Annotated in this window: 15 protein-coding genes; 1 reads left to right on the forward strand and 14 read right to left on the reverse strand. The window is 41.1% G+C overall.

All coding sequences use genetic code 11. The features are described from left to right. Positions 1 to 67: 67 nt before the first annotated feature. From OMU_RS19585 to OMU_RS19650, 13 genes are all read right to left on the reverse strand, one after another. A complete protein-coding gene (locus tag OMU_RS19585; RefSeq protein ID WP_016181595.1) occupies positions 68 to 1,528 on the reverse strand; it encodes a helix-turn-helix domain-containing protein in 1,461 nt (486 codons plus the stop codon). Between the two features lie 51 nt (positions 1,529 to 1,579). Continuing rightward, positions 1,580 to 2,278 carry an LrgB family protein gene (locus OMU_RS19590; RefSeq protein ID WP_370447997.1) on the reverse strand — a complete coding sequence of 233 codons (699 nt, stop codon included), beginning with the start codon at positions 2,276 to 2,278 and terminating at the stop codon, positions 1,580 to 1,582. Further along, positions 2,259 to 2,687 carry a CidA/LrgA family protein gene (locus tag OMU_RS19595; RefSeq protein WP_016181597.1) on the reverse strand — a complete coding sequence of 143 codons (429 nt, stop codon included), beginning with the start codon at positions 2,685 to 2,687 and terminating at the stop codon, positions 2,259 to 2,261. The genes OMU_RS19590 and OMU_RS19595 overlap by 20 nt, the downstream gene beginning before the upstream one ends. A 194-nt stretch (positions 2,688 to 2,881) precedes the next feature. Further along, the gene (gene msrB / locus OMU_RS19605; RefSeq protein ID WP_016181598.1) at positions 2,882 to 3,310 is read right to left on the reverse strand and encodes a peptide-methionine (R)-S-oxide reductase MsrB; all 429 of its coding nucleotides are present in this window, start codon (positions 3,308 to 3,310) and stop codon (positions 2,882 to 2,884) included. 148 nt (positions 3,311 to 3,458) lie between these two features. Further along, positions 3,459 to 4,016 carry a Maf family protein gene (locus OMU_RS19610; protein ID WP_016181599.1) on the reverse strand — a complete coding sequence of 186 codons (558 nt, stop codon included), beginning with the start codon at positions 4,014 to 4,016 and terminating at the stop codon, positions 3,459 to 3,461. 19 nt (positions 4,017 to 4,035) lie between these two features. Continuing rightward, positions 4,036 to 6,036 carry a DNA mismatch repair endonuclease MutL gene (gene mutL, locus OMU_RS19615; protein WP_016181600.1) on the reverse strand — a complete coding sequence of 667 codons (2,001 nt, stop codon included), beginning with the start codon at positions 6,034 to 6,036 and terminating at the stop codon, positions 4,036 to 4,038. Positions 6,037 to 6,051: 15 nt separating this feature from the next. Next, on the reverse strand, positions 6,052 to 8,607 hold the full coding sequence (mutS, locus tag OMU_RS19620) for a DNA mismatch repair protein MutS (protein ID WP_016181601.1): 2,556 nt from the start codon (positions 8,605 to 8,607) through the stop codon (positions 6,052 to 6,054). Continuing rightward, positions 8,607 to 8,993 (reverse strand): YlbF family regulator, encoded by a 387-nt coding sequence (locus tag OMU_RS19625; protein ID WP_016181602.1) that lies wholly within the window; start codon positions 8,991 to 8,993, stop codon positions 8,607 to 8,609. The genes mutS and OMU_RS19625 overlap by 1 nt, the downstream gene beginning before the upstream one ends. Positions 8,994 to 9,008: 15 nt before the next feature. Further along, entirely contained in the window at positions 9,009 to 9,803 is a 795-nt protein-coding gene (locus OMU_RS19630; protein WP_016181603.1) for a TIGR00282 family metallophosphoesterase, read from the reverse strand. Between the two features lie 140 nt (positions 9,804 to 9,943). Then, entirely contained in the window at positions 9,944 to 11,020 is a 1,077-nt protein-coding gene (locus OMU_RS19635; protein ID WP_016181604.1) for a zinc ribbon domain-containing protein, read from the reverse strand. Continuing rightward, entirely contained in the window at positions 11,013 to 12,131 is a 1,119-nt protein-coding gene (locus tag OMU_RS19640) for a DUF4352 domain-containing protein (protein ID WP_016181605.1), read from the reverse strand. The genes OMU_RS19635 and OMU_RS19640 overlap by 8 nt, the downstream gene beginning before the upstream one ends. Positions 12,132 to 12,510: 379 nt before the next feature. Beyond that, entirely contained in the window at positions 12,511 to 13,290 is a 780-nt protein-coding gene (locus OMU_RS19645; RefSeq protein WP_016181606.1) for a Cof-type HAD-IIB family hydrolase, read from the reverse strand. A 3-nt stretch (positions 13,291 to 13,293) separates the two neighbouring features. Further along, complete coding sequence (locus OMU_RS19650; protein ID WP_016181607.1) at positions 13,294 to 13,944, reverse strand: DNA alkylation repair protein; 651 nt, start codon at positions 13,942 to 13,944, stop codon at positions 13,294 to 13,296. Positions 13,945 to 14,514: 570 nt separating this feature from the next. On the opposite strand from OMU_RS19650, the gene rpsD reads away from it, so the two are divergent. Further along, entirely contained in the window at positions 14,515 to 15,126 is a 612-nt protein-coding gene (gene rpsD, locus OMU_RS19655) for a 30S ribosomal protein S4 (protein WP_016181608.1), read from the forward strand. Between the two features lie 253 nt (positions 15,127 to 15,379). Here the strand turns inward: rpsD and OMU_RS19660 are convergent, their stop codons facing one another. Further along, positions 15,380 to 16,270, reverse strand: coding sequence for an ROK family protein (locus OMU_RS19660; RefSeq protein ID WP_016181609.1), 891 nt, complete (start codon positions 16,268 to 16,270; stop codon positions 15,380 to 15,382). Positions 16,271 to 16,281: the final 11 nt, after the last annotated feature.

Raw genomic sequence — 16,281 nt, forward strand, 5'->3', positions numbered from 1 at the left:
TTTCGTATCGGCAGGCTACCGATAAACTGCACATATGTTCTCATTATTCTAGCACAAAAATCAGCGGTTAAAAACTCTTACCGCCGAATCCTTGTAATAACCTTAATAGAGCAAAATAATCTGCCATATGCAATTCCTGTGTGATCGTTAAAGTTGGCACCTCATCATCCTCATAAATCAGGCTGGTCGTTAGGCAAACATCACTGTCAGTCAATGTTTTTGCAAATACAACTTGGAAATCATTTGCTAAAAACTGGTGTAAATCTTCCTTCAAAAGCGTTTCTTCAAATTCCGGCAGATCAGTCTGGAGAAAAATCCTCAACACAGGCTGCATCGTTAATTCCGGTAAACGTCGCAAGACCGATAGATAACGTCCGAATAAAATGGATTCACTGCCACCCTGATCCGCTAAAAGCTCAGAAACAAACGCTGCAAGCTTTGGCTGTTGACGTGTAACCATCGTCCAAAAAGCTTTTCCATTGATATTAAAGCGAATCATAGGAAATAAATGATGGTACAAATGCCCGCTGATCAAATAATTCTCCGCATGTAACGCTTGAAATTTTTTCCAAGTCGCGTGGTCATTGATTTTCTTTTCCAAGAGCTGATCCATCGCTGCTACTTCCTCAAACACCAAAAATGGCGGTCTAGCCAATAAGCTATGGATTTTCTCTGCGATAGTGGGTACACGATAGTACTCCTCTCGTGTTAATAAATGTAAAAAAAGATTTCCTAGTGAGGCTTGCTTTCGAAAGTAAATAGGCATAATGGGTCTTAGTTGGCGAGCAAAATCATTAAAGAGCGGGTCATCATTTAAGACGCTTTGAGTGCTCGAAGTCTTTTCTAATGCGTGCTGCTGAACCTCTCGCAGCAAGTGAGCCGCTACCAAATATTCCAAACGCTGTGCTTTAATAGGATTCAACTCGACTCGAAAAAATTGCTGGATCTCTCGACTGATTTTTCTGATTGGTTCATGCTGCAGTAATGTGAAGGGCCAATTTTTACCACGAAACAAGCGCCAATAATAAACCGATAGATACATTCGTACAACCGATTCCGGTGCTTGGAAAAGTACCTCTCCTCGTTGAATGGTTAATTGCAACGGCAACAATTCTTTACTTAGTTCCTTTAATTTACGTCGGATCGTAGACTCGCTGCGGTATAATTTATCACTTAGCTCCTTGATTGTTCGAATATTTTCGATAATTAACAGATTAAGCAGGCGATAGGCTAACGAATGACGAATTAAATCGACCAAAAATTGATTTTCTTCCATCGTCTGAGCAGCAATCAACAGACGATAACTGTTTCCCTTTTTTTCAAATAGTGGCAATTCTGTTTCGGTGAATCGGTGATACTGTTTACTCAGTTCCGTCAGCAGACGCTGCACACTGCGAACATCCAATTTAAGCATCTCAGCTAATTCACTTTTCTTATACAGCTGATCATCATCCATCACTTCCAATAATCGGACGCTAAGATATACATCCTTTTCGTAATGTTGTAATTCCAGCGCTTTGATATACATAAAAAAACTCCTTCACGCTACATTTTAGCAAAAGAGCGCAAGGAGCTGGTACTAAAGACCTTCGAATAGACGAAATAAAATCGGCAGCAGCGCCACCGTTACTAACCCATTGACACAAATACATAAACCAGCAAGAATGCCCTCTAGTTCACCAATCTCGATCGCTCGACCGGTACCAATCGCGTGAGAGGTACTGCCTAAAGCGATGCCTTTTGCCACGGGACTTTGAATATTGAAAAGTTGAAAAACCTTTGTTCCAACTAAAGCCCCGAAAATCCCCGTCGAAACAACGATTGCTAAGGTCACTGGCGAAATGCCGCCCATCTGGCTAGACAGATCAACTGAGATCGCTGTGGTCACTGATTTTGGCAATAACGAAACGACAATCCCTTGTTTCAATGAAAATAAGCGACCGATTCCAACACTTAATAAACAGTTAAGTACCACACCCACCAGTGTTCCTAAAATCACCGGCAAAAAATATTTCTTAAGCTTATCGAAATTTTGGTAAAGGGGCAAAGCTAACGCCACTGTCGCCGGTGTAATCATCATGGTAAATAAATTGCCGCCTATGTTGTACTCCTGATAGCTGATTCCGCTGAATTTCAACAAAATAATGATAATGACCACACTTGCGATCAAAGGATTGATGAAAGGGATGTTCACCTTACTCAACAATTTTTCCATCGCTAGATAGATAAGCAAAGTAAGTGCTAATCCAAAAAGCGGGTTACTCGCCAGCGCTGAAATCATCCGCTTCACCTCGCAGTTTCCCAACTTTTTCAACCAGTCGCGCCTTTTCTTCCTTGCTCTTCATGCTGATTCTTTCAACAAATTCCGCTGTTTTCCCGACAGCTACAAGTGAGACAAGAGAGCACAAAACAACTGCGCCTAACAGGATCGGCCACGTGTATTTAATGGCTCCGTAATATTGCATCAAACCGACACCAGCTGGTACAAATAAAATCGTCAAATGGTTTAACAGAAAGTTTGCTGTATCCTCAATTGCCGATGGCTTTAATAATTTGGTTTGGAAGGAAAGAAAGAGGAGCATAATACCGATGATACTTCCCGGAACTGGTAAATGAAGAAACATCCGCAGACCTTCGCCAATAATAGAATAGAGAAATAACAGACTTAATTCTTTAAATAGTTTCACAAATATCGCCTTTTCTAAAAACAGGATAGTTCCAGTATAGCGAAAAAAGATAGCTATTTTCTCCAAATTTTGTTGAAATTACATGCATTTTCTGAAAAGCGGACATCATTTGCAACTGAATATGGAAAAGGAAAAAACTAAAAAAATCACTAAAAGAAGAAATACAAAAAAATGCGCCGATTTCTCGGCACATTTTATTTAACAAGTTCCTTATATTGACCGTAGCCTGCTTCTTCCATCTCTTCGACTGGAATAAAGCGCAATGCTGCGGAGTTGATGCAATAACGCAAACCGCCTTGATCTTGCGGACCATCGTTAAACACGTGTCCTAGATGGGAATCGGCTTCTTTACTGCGGACCTCTACTCGATGCATGCCATGAGAAAAGTCTGCCTTTTCAGCCACTCCACGCTTTTCGATCGGACGACTAAAAGCTGGCCAACCACATCCGGCGTCGTATTTGTCAGTAGAAGAAAATAAGGGCTCACCGCTGACGACATCAACATAAATGCCTTTTTGATAGAAATCATCATATTTTCCAGAAAATGGACGCTCTGTCGCGTTTTCCTGCGTCACTGCATATTCGATGGGTGAAAGTTTCTTTTTCAATTCTTCCTGCTCCATGGTTCTTCCCCGCTTTCATGATTACTTAGAACACGCTGAGCATACACCCGATGAGAAAAAGATACGAAGAATATGCTCATAGTGCGTGCTTTTACTGCGAAAAGGTAAAGAACACCGGATCGTAATCCGGTGTTCTCCTACATTCTATCTAATAGCTAAACTTCTTCAACATCTGATTCACCGCACCAACGGGAAAACCGACGATGCTGTAATAGTCGCCTTCGATCTTTTCAACGAAGATGCCAGCACCATTTTGGATACCGTATGCACCAGCTTTGTCTTTGTAGTCATCACTATCGAGATAGCGATTAATTTCTCCAGTGGTCAAAGGATAAAAGGTCACAGTAGCGGAAGTTAGTTTTTCCTCCAGTTGGTCTCCTTGACGAATTACCACGGAGGTATAGACTAAATGGTTGCCGCCGCTCATACTTTCCAGCATACCAAATGCTTCTTCTCGACTCTTAGGTTTGCCGAGGATTTGTTCACCCAGTACGACCACCGTATCACTGGCGATTACTAATGCTTCTGGGTGCTCAGCGGCGACCACTGCCGCTTTTTGCCGCGCCATCTCCATCACATAATTCTTTGGTGCGTACTGATCTTTGACTTCTTCATCAATATCGGCCGGTTGAACGGTGAAATCAGCCATCAGCCAGTGGAGTAATTCTTGTCTTCTTGGTGATTGCGAAGCTAAAATAACGGTCATAAATCTGCTCCTCTTTAGACTAGTGTGGGTCTTGAATTCGTTTGAACATATGCTCCATATCGCTGTTGCTAAAATGAATCAATACTGGACGACCATGGGGGCAGTTGAAAGGATTCTCGCATTGAGCCAAATCCGTCAACAAGACCCGCGCTTGTGCTTCGTTCAAGTGATGGTTGGCTTTGATCGAGCGTTTGCAGCTCATCATGATGGCGGTCGCTTCACGGAATTTTTTGACACTGACAGAACCAGTAACTAAAAGCATATCGATCATTTCACGAATGATGCTTTCCTCTTGTCCGGCTGGATACCACGTCGGATGCGCTCGCACGATGAAGCTGTTAGGGCCAAACTCTTCTAAATAAATGCCGACTTCCTGCAATAGCTCCGTTTGTTCTTTTAGCTTGATGGCATCGTTGTTGGGATAATCCAAAACAAATGGCACCAGCAACTCCTGCAGATCATCAGAAACGTCGCCGATTTTTTCGCGGAAATATTCGTATTTGATCCGCTCTTGCGCCGCGTGCTGGTCAATGATATATAAGCCGTCTTTACTTTGGGCAAACAAATAGGTACCATGCATTTGACCGAAATATTCCAGCATCGGGAATCGTTCTTTGGGATGCTCGTTCTCCAGCTTTGTTATCGCCTGTTCAATCACTTTTTCACCAGATTGGGTACTTAGATCAAATTCAGGATGGTCGGTATTAGCCGCTTCCTCATATACTTGCTCTTCTGTCGGGACCTCTTCTTCAATCAGCGGTTCCGGGGTTTCTTCCACGATCGCCGTTTTCTCTTGTTCGGTTTCAAGTGGAACAGCCATCGTTTTTTCAACGATTTCTTCCTTTAGCGGTACCGGGGTTTCAACTGATTCTGATTGTTTCGGTTCGACGTAAAAAATTCCCGTTTTAGGATCATAGTTCAAATCACTCTTTTTCTTCGGCTGCTCCTCTAATGGCAAGTCCATTTGTTCCGTGTGGATTTTTTCGACCTTGCGTTTGAAGCTGGGATTTTCACCGACATCAGGAATCAAATTGATCTGGCGCAGACTTTCAGCAATTCCGCGGCTGATTAGCTCCATCAATTCTTTTTCTTTGGATAAACGAACTTCCTGTTTGGTTGGATGCACATTTACATCGACTAACAGCGGGTCCATCGTAATCTCAAGCACCGCAATTGGATATCGTCCCACCATCAATTTTGACTGATAACCATTAATGATCGCTTTGTTCAGTGCATAGTTTTTGATATAGCGACCATTGATGATTACCGATAAATAATTGCGACTTGCACGCGTCACTTCTGGTAACGACACGTAGCCATTCAACGTGAAATCCAAATCTTTCGCTTCGACCTTCAGCATTTTTTTCGCCGTGGCTACTCCATAGATACCAGCCAGAGTTTGTTTTAAATCTCCTGTACCACTGGTGCTCAGCATCTTGTGACCGTCATGGACGAGACGAAAGGCGATATTAGGATGGCTCAAGGCCATTCGATTGACGATATCTCCAATATTCGACAGTTCCGTTTGCAGCGACTTCACATATTTTAAACGCGCAGGCGTATTGAAAAACAGGTTTTCTACGGTGATTTTTGTTCCTGTCCGTAAGGAAGCTGGACGATGTTCTTCAATTTTTCCGCCTTTTAAGAAAAGGTACGACCCTTGTGTTTCATCAGCAGTCGAAGTCTCCAAAGTCATCTCAGACACAGAGGCGATCGACGGCAATGCTTCCCCGCGGAACCCCAATGTCCGAATGCGAAATAAATCATCGCGGTTATGGATTTTACTTGTGGCATGACGTTTAAAGGCATTCTCAACATCGTCTTGATTGATGCCTTCGCCATTGTCTACGATCTGGATCTTTTTCAAGCCTGCTTCTTCGATCAAAATATCGATCTGTGTTGCTTTTGCATCGATTGCGTTTTCAACCAGTTCTTTGACGACTGAGGCAGGACGTTCGACGACTTCTCCTGCGGCGATCTGATTGGCTAAGCGTTCGGATAATTCTTGGATCTTTCCCATCGAATTCCCCCTTGTTTAAATCCGTTTTTGTAACTCGTATAGGAAGTTTAATGCTTCCATCGGGTTCATTTCAAGTAGATTGGCTTTCTTGATACTGTCGACTACACCAAGTTCAGCAGTTGACACCTCGCTAAATAACGAAAGCTGCTCGGTTTCTTCAACAATCTCCGCATTTTTTTGCACAGGCGCATCAGATTCTAAAGCGGATAGAATCGTCGCTGCGCGAGAAAGCAGATCGGTGGGCATCCCAGCGATTTTCGCGACATGAATCCCGTAGCTTTTATCTGCGGGTCCATCCATCAGCTTGTGCAGGAAGACGACTTCGCCGTTTTGCTCGACCGCGCCAACGTGAACATTTTTTAATTGAGGCAGGCTTTCTTCTAACACCGTCAACTCATGATAGTGGGTTGAAAATAGCGTTTTGGCCTTCACATTTTTATGGATATATTCAATAATCGCTTGTGCTAACGCCATCCCATCATACGTCGCTGTTCCCCGTCCTAATTCATCGAATAAAATCAAGCTGTTTGGTGTCGCGTGACGCAGTGCCTGATTGGCCTCCATCATTTCCACCATAAATGTCGATTGGCCGGCGATTAAGTCATCGCTGGCACCGATGCGGGTAAAGATTTGATCGAAAATCGGCAGTTCGGCACTTTCCGCTGGAACAAAACAGCCCATTTGCGCCATAATTACTGTCAAAGCAAGCTGACGCATGTAGGTGCTTTTACCGGACATATTCGGTCCAGTAATCAGCAGGAGCATCTCATCAGGACTCATGTGAACACTATTTGGAATATATTCCTGATGTCCCAGAACCTTTTCCACGACCGGATGGCGACCTTCTTTGATTTGCAGGTTATGTGTCCCAACCTCCATCGTCGGCTGTACATACTGATAACGTTCACTGACAGTCGCAAAGCTTTGCAAGACATCTGTCGCACTCAAGCTTTTTGCAAGTTTCTGCAAGCGGGTAATGGCCTTTTTAACTTCATTGCGAACTTCTAGGAAGAGGTTATATTCTAGCGCAACAGATTTTTCTTCGGCTTCCAAAATCAAGGTCTCTAATTTCTTCAATTCTGGCGTAATAAAGCGTTCCGCATTGGTTAAAGTCTGTTTCCGTTCATATTTGCCCTCTTCTAAGTTAGCAAGATTGGATTTCGTAATTTCAATGTAATAACCAAATACGCGATTGTAGCCGACTTTTAGTGTTTTAATTCCAGTAGCTTCACGTTCACGTGCTTCTAATTCTGCCAACCACGTTTTCCCGTTGGTCATAGCCTCACGGTACTGATCCAACTGCTCGTTGTAGCCATCCTTAATGACATTGCCTTCAGTAATTTGCAGCGGCGCTTCGTCCTTGATCGCTTTTTCAATCAAATCCACTAAATCATCCATTGGTTCCATATCCACCAATAAATCATTCCACTCGCCTTGGTTGATGCCAGTCAATAACTGACGGATCTGGGGTACCTGCATCAAAGAAGTTTTCAATTGGATCAGATCACGGCCATTGACATTGCCAAAGGCCACTCGACCAGCTAAACGTTCCAGATCGTAAACCTTTGTGAGGGATTCATTCAGATCCATCCGTTCAAAATAAGCATTCAATAAGGAAGAAACCATCGCTTGACGTGCGTTGATCTGACGCTTTTGGATCAATGGACGATCAATCCATTGCTTCAATAATCGACCGCCCATCGCGGTTTTTGTTTCATCCAACAGCCACAAAAGAGTGCCCTGCTTTTTGCCTGTTCGAATCGAACGAGTCAATTCCAAGTTGGTTTTTGAGAAATAGTCCAGCTTCAAGAAATGCTCCGGCTGGTATTCTTCTGCTTTTTGGATATGGCCTAAGCTGCGTTTTTGTGTGACAGATAAATACGTCAGTAGTTTGCCAGTCGCTTCTTTTTCTAATTCATCTGTGATATCGGCGGTCAGAAAGCTGAATTCCGCATTGTCCTCGATCGTTTCCTGCCTTGAAAAGACCAAGCCAAGTCGTTCCGCAAGATTTTTCTGCAAACCTTCAGGGATTTCACTGCCTAAAACAATTTCTTTTGTTTGTAAAGCCGTCGCTTCATTCATTACGGCTTCTTCATCATGCAGTAGCGCTGTTTTTAATTCACCGGTTGAAAGATCAACGTAAGCAAAACCGAACTTGTCTTTGACTTGGGTAACAGCAGTCAGAAAATTATTGGCTTTGGCTTCGATACCTTTGCCTTCCATCAGTGTTCCTGGTGTGATCAATTGGACAACTTCCCGTTTGACCATGCCCTTTACCTGCTTCGGGTCTTCCATTTGTTCACAAATAGCAACCTTGTAGCCCTGTTCGACTAAGGTGTCGATATAGCCCTGAGCAGAATGATGCGGTACGCCGCACATGGGGATCGGGTCGTCTGCATTCCGATTTCTACTGGTCAAGGTCAGCTCTAACAACTGCGAAACCTTGATCGCGTCTTCGTTGAAGAGTTCATAAAAATCCCCTAATCGGTAAAATAAAAAGGCGTCTTTATATTGGTCCTTGATCGCCAAATATTGTTCCATCATTGGTGTGTTCTTCGTTTTTTGAGGCATTATTGCGCTCCCTCCCCTGTAACTTCATCTGCTTCTAAGGCTGCATTGACTTCTTTTTGGATCATTGTGGTCAGATGCTGAAGCAGATCATTGGCTTCATAAAGTTGTTCACGATAGGCGATTACTAACGGATGCTGATCAAACTCCTTAGTCAGACGATCCGCTTCTTTCATTGCTTCCCGTTCGGCTTCTGGTTTGCCATAATGAGCAAACTGAACCGCGTCTTTTTGTGCAGCTTTGATGCCTTCTTCCAATTGCTGAAGCGTGTCGTTTTCCGCTACTCGCTTTTGAAGCTGCTGGAAACGAGTGATCACTTCATTTTCACCTAATAATGCTGTTAAATGAGATAAAGCCGCTTCGACGGCGGCTTCATTTGTTAAATTCATTTTATCCCTCTGCTTCTATTCTCTAAATGGACGATCTTCATTGATTAAGATCGTTTCGATTTTTTGTCCATGACCATTTTTGTCAATATCAATCACACAAGCGGACAATACGGTGCGCCCTTCTTCAATCACTTCAAACCGTTGCGGCAATGCCGTTAAAAACTTTTCAATGATCGGTTCCTTTTTCATGCCTAAAATGCCATCATATGGACCGGTCATCCCGACGTCGGTCAGATATGCCGTCCCTTTTGGTAAAATACGGCCATCATTGGTTTGGACATGGGTATGGGTTCCAACTACAGCTGAAACGCGTCCGTCCGCAAACCAACCCATCGCTTGCTTTTCGCTGGTGGTTTCGCCATGAAAATCTACAAAGATATACGGTGTACGTTTTTGCGCCTCCGTAATCAGCTGATCAGCAATGCGGAAAGGATCATCCAAATCGGTCATAAATGAACGCGCCTGCAAGTTGATGATCGCCAGCTCCAACTCATTCACCTTCACATATAAATGGCCTTTACCTGGTACGCCTTCTGGAAAATTTGCTGGTCGGATCATTTTTTTCGCGTCAGCGATAAAGTCAAAAATCGCTTTATTATCCCACGTATGGTTCCCCATGGTAACTACATCGACCCCATCTTGCAAAAATTTCTTATAGATTTTTTCTGTAATGCCACGGCCTGCCGCCGCATTTTCACCGTTAACGATCGTCAACTGTGGATGGTATTTTTTCTTTAAACGCGGTAAATAGTCACTCAACATCTGCCGACCTAATGAACCAACAACATCCCCAATGAATAGTAAGCGCACTTTTTTTCCCCTTCTCTAGTTAAGCATCTTGTCTTATTATAGTTGTTTTTGCTTGAAAATAAAAGATTCCATTCGACTTGCTGTAAGCAATTTAAAAATAAAAAAACTACGAGCAGCAACGCACTCGCAGTTTTTCATTATTAAACAACCTCAACCGTATCGTCTTTATCCCAATGTGCCTTCTGCTCGCTTTTTGCACGATAGCTTTGAACATGCTCCCAATTCTTAGGGTCCTGTTGGTAGGTACTGAAATCCAAATCATCGACTAGCCATTTTTTCTGTTCCTCATCATAAACAAGGCTCGCGATTGCGTTTTGTGCATCCGTCGTCAATGCCTCATCAATCCCAACTTCCTCGACTAATTGCATCGAACGCTTGAGATCGATATAGACATCGAATTGAGCTTTTGTTTGTCCTGTATTCACCGAAATTGAATCGCAATTGAGCTTGATTGACTGAAATTGCTGGTCAAAGCTTTTCAAGTAAGGCTTTAGTTCTGCAAAACTCAATTGCAGCTTTTCCTTATGTGATTTAGAAGCGATTAGCTGCGAAACATTCAAACCATCGCGAATTCCTTGATTGAAGGAATCAAAATAATTGACGACTGATGCTAGTAGATGCTTTTGGAACCCTTGATTGTTCTCATACAGGCTATTCTCTTTCACTGTCAGCCGCTGATCCTCTGCTTTGAGATCAACCTGCTCTTGAACCTTTTTTGAGCCAAATTTCGGATGCGCCATTTCATAGGTTACGTTGTATGTTCCTGGTAAAAAAGGACCATAAGTATATTTATTCCAGTCCTCAACGAAATCTCCAGAAACCTCCTGTGCTTGGATCGTGGTTCGAAGATCGGTACCTTTAGGCAATTCTACAATAAGAAATCGTGCATTTGGATAGATTTTAGCTGGCTTTAAAAAGGAAGCTCCCTCTTCAATCGAAAAATATTCATCCTTTTTTAAAAGCTTAGTGATCTGCTTTTTTTTCAGCTTTTTTACCTGCTGTTGAAAAAGAACTTGTGCGTCTTTGCTGATTTTTTTCTTATTTGAGTAGCTAGGCATGTACCGCTTGATTAACGTCTCATCATTTTCAATCAGTGCAGTCGCTAAACGATCCACCGTAGCATCTACACTATTTTTATATCTAGAATAGCTGACAAAGCTGAATAGGATCACGATGACTAATACGATCGTTGCCAGCATTCCAGTCTTTTTAGTCATTAAGCCCGCCTCTGAAGGCCTCTTTCATTGATTTGAAATGATAATTTCGACTTTCATTTGCGGAATTGATCTCCCACTTACCGTCTTTTTTCTCTAACTTCACCTGATAACCTTCACCATTCATATTTTCATCGGTGTTGATTGGTGCTTCATTGATCTTTCCAGGCAATTCCTGCAATAAATATTTTTCTGCATCTCGACGCACACTAGTATAATCAGTGTATTTACCTTCATTCTCTTCTACGAATTTGTCTATGATTGATTCGGTATCAACATCATCCAAAAAGACCATTTCTGGACGTACGTAGATGACTGCTGATTCTGGGAAGAATTCTTTAAAGCTGTAAGTTACCTTGCCCTTTTCAGCATTGGTCTGTTGAAGTTGAGTTATAACCTTTTCCAACTCTGCTGTTGAAGGATCATAGTTTGTAAAATCTTCCTTCAAGCTATTGACGCTGTCTTCTTTAAAGGTTTTGCTTTCCGCTTCTAGATCATTGGCTAACTCAAGTTTCCCTGCCGCCTTCTTATCTTCTTCTTTCACTTCGTCAGAATTATAAAAGACTTTCGTTATATATTGACTTACCAGCGCTTGTACCGCCTTGGTGTCGTCATTGTATTTTTTTGTATCAAGCTTCAGCTCGATGCTTTCATCCTTCTCGTCTTCAGAATAGTACATAGCTTCATAATGTAGATCATATTTTGCATCTTTTTTGACTTCAAATACCAATGGCTCAGTAAAGCTCTTATCCTCAGATAGGCTCTCATTACTCATAACTTTAAAGTTATCATTGGAATCATAAACGTGCTCTGAAGAAACCTTCTTCCCATCTTCATCGTACAAAGCGAAATCGTTAGAAGAAACATCCAATTTCTCTTTTGACTTATTTTTGACTTTAATATCCAGTGCTAGGAAGCCTGTCTCATCATCAACCTTTTTCCCATCAGGTATGATGTAGCTGCCTCCTTCAATGCTCATTTCAACTTTTGATGTTTGGGCTGTATTTTCCTTCTCATTCGCTTTTTTTGTGTCGCCACCGCCGGAGCAGGCAGTCAATGTTACTAATAGACTACTCAATAAAATCAACCCACTAAATCCCCTAATTTTTTTCATGCTTTTTCCTCCCATATGTTTCATTTTTGATTAATAAAAAAACGCGTATTACATATATGATAAACGGAATTAACCCTTTTCGTCAACATGATTAAAGAAATTAACAACACATCTAATAATATTAAAAAAACAAATAAAATTAATAGAAGAAATGTTAAAAAAAGAGCTAATAATATTTATAACTATTTAATTTGTGATTTTTACTTTCTAGCTTTTCAAGCAATGAAGTCGTTCCTCTTCTGCTGCTTATTTATGCAATGACCTGTTAAATAATAAAGAAATGAATTCCTACTGTGTGTTTTTGTGAAGCGTTTGTCTTCTAAAAAAAGAGGCTACGACAAAAGTAATTGTCATAGCCTCTAGCAGTTTAAGTTTATTATTAATGCACCAATTCTAATTGGCGTAGTGCTTTATAAATTCCATCTTGATCATTGGTGTCCGTCACGAGATTGGCGGCATCCTTAACATGATTGGCAGCATTTCCCATTGCCACACCCGTTCCCGCCAAATTCAGCATTTCAATGTCGTTGTTGCCATCACCAAAGGTCACGATATTTTCTGGTTTGATCCCGACTTTTTTCGCTAAAGCTAAAATCGTTTGTGCCTTAGAACCAGGATTAGGAATGATATCAACACTATTCTCGTGCCAGCGAACCAAACGAAATTCTGGGAAAGCCGCTTCAAACTCCTCATCCATTGACTGATCATAAAAGGCACAGCCTTGGTATACTTCATGTTGAGAGAAATAATCTGGTTCATACTCTGGCGCCTGTTGTCCAAAAGAAGACATCGCATTGCGAACCTTTTCCTTGTCAAAATCAGTTACCCGCCCGAAAGAATCTAATCCGAAGAGCATAATGTCGATCTCTCGTTCCGTGGCAAAATCAATCATACGAGTCAACGCTTCACGATCCAGCGTATGCTTATACACCTGCTCATGATCTAAAAATCCTGCAGAACCATTGCAAATAATGTAATTCGTACAGCCTAACTGATGAATCACATCGCCAGCCAACAAGCGGGACCGTCCCGTCGCAATAGTCACTAAATGTCCAGCCTCACGCAATGCCTTCAACGCCTTCATCGTGCTTTCCAAAGGTTTTCTTTGGCTGCTCAACAAGGTACCATCAATGTCTAGTGCGATTAATTTTCTTTCCAAAATTTATCTCTCCATTTTTATGTATTTGCTGCCCTCACGTAGGGCTAACTTACTGAATGAATGCTGCTGTATAAAATCTCTTACCCAATCAGGATTCACCTTACTATAGTCACGCAATGCCCAGCCGATCGCCTTTTGGATGAAAAATTCATCTGTTGTTAGATCCGCTAAGATCGCTTGCGCCAACAATTCTGTATCGGTGCTTTCTTTAAACATCAACTGTAAATTGATCGCTACACGCCGATACCAAAAATTCTCATGCTGATAGAAAAAACGATACACCTGCTCCAACTCTGCTGGATGCGCTAAAACCCACGTAGAAAACACCTTACGCCACGCATCAATACTGTCCCACCAAGTTTTTTCACCTAATAAAGGAAGCAATGCCGCCAGATCCGCTAGTGAAAAACGCAGAATGTTCTTTTGTGCCAAATCAATCGCGTAATACTGATATTCTCGTTCATTCATTCGATAGTTGCGAAAAATCTCTTGTATCAGTTCTTCGATTGATAACATGGTGCTTTCTTTTAAAAAGGGCCGTTCCAATAGTGCTCGCTGCGGCTTTTTGACTCCGCAAAAGGGAAAAAGATCCTTCATGTACCGAGCCATTGGTTCCGCAATCTCGGGTTGATACGGAAAAATCAATGCGTTCATCCTTAATCTCCTTATTCGTTTTAAAGTAAGATTTTTTTCAAATAAAAAAATTAGGTCGATTCAAATGCCGTATATCATTCAACTAATGCGTTTATCTACTATTTTACGAACTAGCTCGTAACTAAGTTCGAATTTTTCTAACGTAAGATTCTCGTACGCACACCATTCTTCTAAATACGCTGAAGCGTAAAGAAAAACTGGCAAAGTTGTACTGACATCCTTCATTGTAGAGAAGTTTCAGAGAATTTGCAAAAGCTTCTTACACTATTCTGTTTCAATCTTTTCGCTGTCTTAGAAAAAAGCAATCGTTTTTTGCCAGCACCCAACAATTAACACATTTTTTTCAAAAAAGCAACACTTGAACTTGACTCTGCCCGCTCTTTTCCGTTATACTGACGTTTGTGTAAAATAATGCAGCAGAAGAATAATAGCCCGTCCCCAGTTCGTTGCCAGTATTGGTTCAATTGTGTAACCGCGGCTGCGAAGGTGAAGATTGAAGAACGAACTACACGGATATGAATTTTTCAACGGATTATTTTACTCCAAAACAATTTATTGGAGGAATTTTTAATGTCACGTTATACAGGACCATCATGGAAACAATCTCGTCGTCTTGGTATCTCATTATCAGGAACAGGTAAAGAATTAGCACGTCGTCCATACGCTCCAGGTCAACATGGACCAAACAGCCGTGGAAAGAAATCTGAATACGGCTTGCAAATGTCAGAAAAACAAAAATTACGTTTCATCTACGGATTAAACGAACGTCAATTCCGTAACTTATTCGTACGCGCTAGCAAAATCAAAGAAGGTAAACATGGTGTTAACTTCATGATCTTACTAGAACGTCGTCTAGATAACGTTGTTTACCGTTTAGGTTTGGCTTCAACTCGTCGCCAAGCTCGTCAATTAGTAAACCACGGTCACGTAACTGTCGATGGCAAACGTGTTGACATCGCTTCTTATGAAGTTGAAGTTGGCCAAGTTATCGGTATCCGTGAAAAATCTAAAAACATGGTTACAGTAAAAGAAGCAGTTGAATCAGCTGTTGGTCGTCCAGCTTTTGTTAGCTTCGACGATGAAAAATTAGAAGGTTCATTATCTCGTTTACCAGAACGTGATGAAATCAACCCAGAAATCGACGAATCATTAGTCGTTGAATTCTACAACAAATTAATGTAAGACTTCTTACAGACAACAACACCCGCATCCTGATTGAGGATACGGGTGTTTTTTGTCTGTAAATGCCGAAAATCGATTCGACTTAGTTGCTATCCGACATATTAATCCATTATAGTTTTAATACTTGAATAACCTAAACTTGTTCGTATGAAAAAAGATTGATCAGATTTTTATTTACAAGTATTTATCGTGATTCAAATCGTGTACTTAATCCAGTCTTCTGGTTGAAATTGATTATAGATTTTTTAGTATCTTACTTTTTTGTTTGATAATTAATGAACGCACCTATTAGATTGGCATCATTTGCAAATCTACATCGAGTTATCTCTGCATGCTTCAATCCTTTCGGCAAAGGAATGGTTTTAAAAAAAATAGCATAGTTTTGAATTATTGATTCTATAAAATAATCATCCTGACTTATTCCCCCACCAAGAACAATTTTTTCTGGCGAAAAGATAAACTGTAATGAAATTAAACTATTTACTACGCAATTAATATACTCACCATAAATTTTATTAGCTTCAGAATTTCCTGATTTCACTATTTCCATCATTGATTCGCCTGTTAATTTTTCTAAATTCAATTGTTGTTTCACTTTTTCAACTAATGACGGAACACTTAATTCATCACCTAAAAATTGTCTTCTACCATTTTCCAAATTCGAAGAAACCATAAGTGAAAATTCTCCTGCATACAAATTAGAACCTGAATAGATTTCACCGTTGATTATAATAGCTCCACCTACACCTGTACCTAAAATAAAAGCCAGACCATTTTTCACATTTCCAAGATTTCCAAATTGCATCTCTGCGAGCGCTGCGCATCGCGCATCATTCGCAACATGAATATTCATGGGAAAACTGTTCTGAAGAAGATCATAGAAATTAATTCCATCTAAATAACGCAGAGAACCTCCGTGTGTAATATCACCCGTCGAACTATCCATAGTTCCAGGAAGGCTAAAAGATAATCCAACAATCGAGAACTCTTGATTCAATTCTACTATTTTTTTGATTGAATTTAGAAAATCGTCAAGACAGGTTCTAGGGGTAACTACTTTCCCCTGTTTGAGTATTTCTACGCTTTCATTCATTACACCCCATTTGATGAATGTTCCACCTACATCTAGACTTAGAATATTCAATTGATATCTCC

Source organism: Enterococcus avium ATCC 14025 (assembly GCF_000406965.1).
GTDB lineage: Bacteria > Bacillota > Bacilli > Lactobacillales > Enterococcaceae > Enterococcus_A > Enterococcus_A avium.

What these genes read in the sequence shown, in the direction of transcription:
- OMU_RS19585 (WP_016181595.1), bottom strand. Translation starts at nt 1,528, where the DNA reads ATGTATATCAAAGCGCTGGAATTACAACATTACGAAAAGGATGTATAT.
- msrB (WP_016181598.1), bottom strand. Translation starts at nt 3,310, where the DNA reads ATGGAGCAGGAAGAATTGAAAAAGAAACTTTCACCCATCGAATATGCA.
- OMU_RS19610 (WP_016181599.1), bottom strand. Translation starts at nt 4,016, where the DNA reads ATGACCGTTATTTTAGCTTCGCAATCACCAAGAAGACAAGAATTACTC.
- mutL (WP_016181600.1), bottom strand. Translation starts at nt 6,036, where the DNA reads ATGGGAAAGATCCAAGAATTATCCGAACGCTTAGCCAATCAGATCGCC.
- mutS (WP_016181601.1), bottom strand. Translation starts at nt 8,607, where the DNA reads ATGCCTCAAAAAACGAAGAACACACCAATGATGGAACAATATTTGGCG.
- OMU_RS19625 (WP_016181602.1), bottom strand. Translation starts at nt 8,993, where the DNA reads ATGAATTTAACAAATGAAGCCGCCGTCGAAGCGGCTTTATCTCATTTA.
- OMU_RS19635 (WP_016181604.1), bottom strand. Translation starts at nt 11,020, where the DNA reads ATGACTAAAAAGACTGGAATGCTGGCAACGATCGTATTAGTCATCGTG.
- OMU_RS19640 (WP_016181605.1), bottom strand. Translation starts at nt 12,131, where the DNA reads ATGAAAAAAATTAGGGGATTTAGTGGGTTGATTTTATTGAGTAGTCTA.
- OMU_RS19650 (WP_016181607.1), bottom strand. Translation starts at nt 13,944, where the DNA reads ATGAACGCATTGATTTTTCCGTATCAACCCGAGATTGCGGAACCAATG.
- rpsD (WP_016181608.1), top strand. Translation starts at nt 14,515, where the DNA reads ATGTCACGTTATACAGGACCATCATGGAAACAATCTCGTCGTCTTGGT.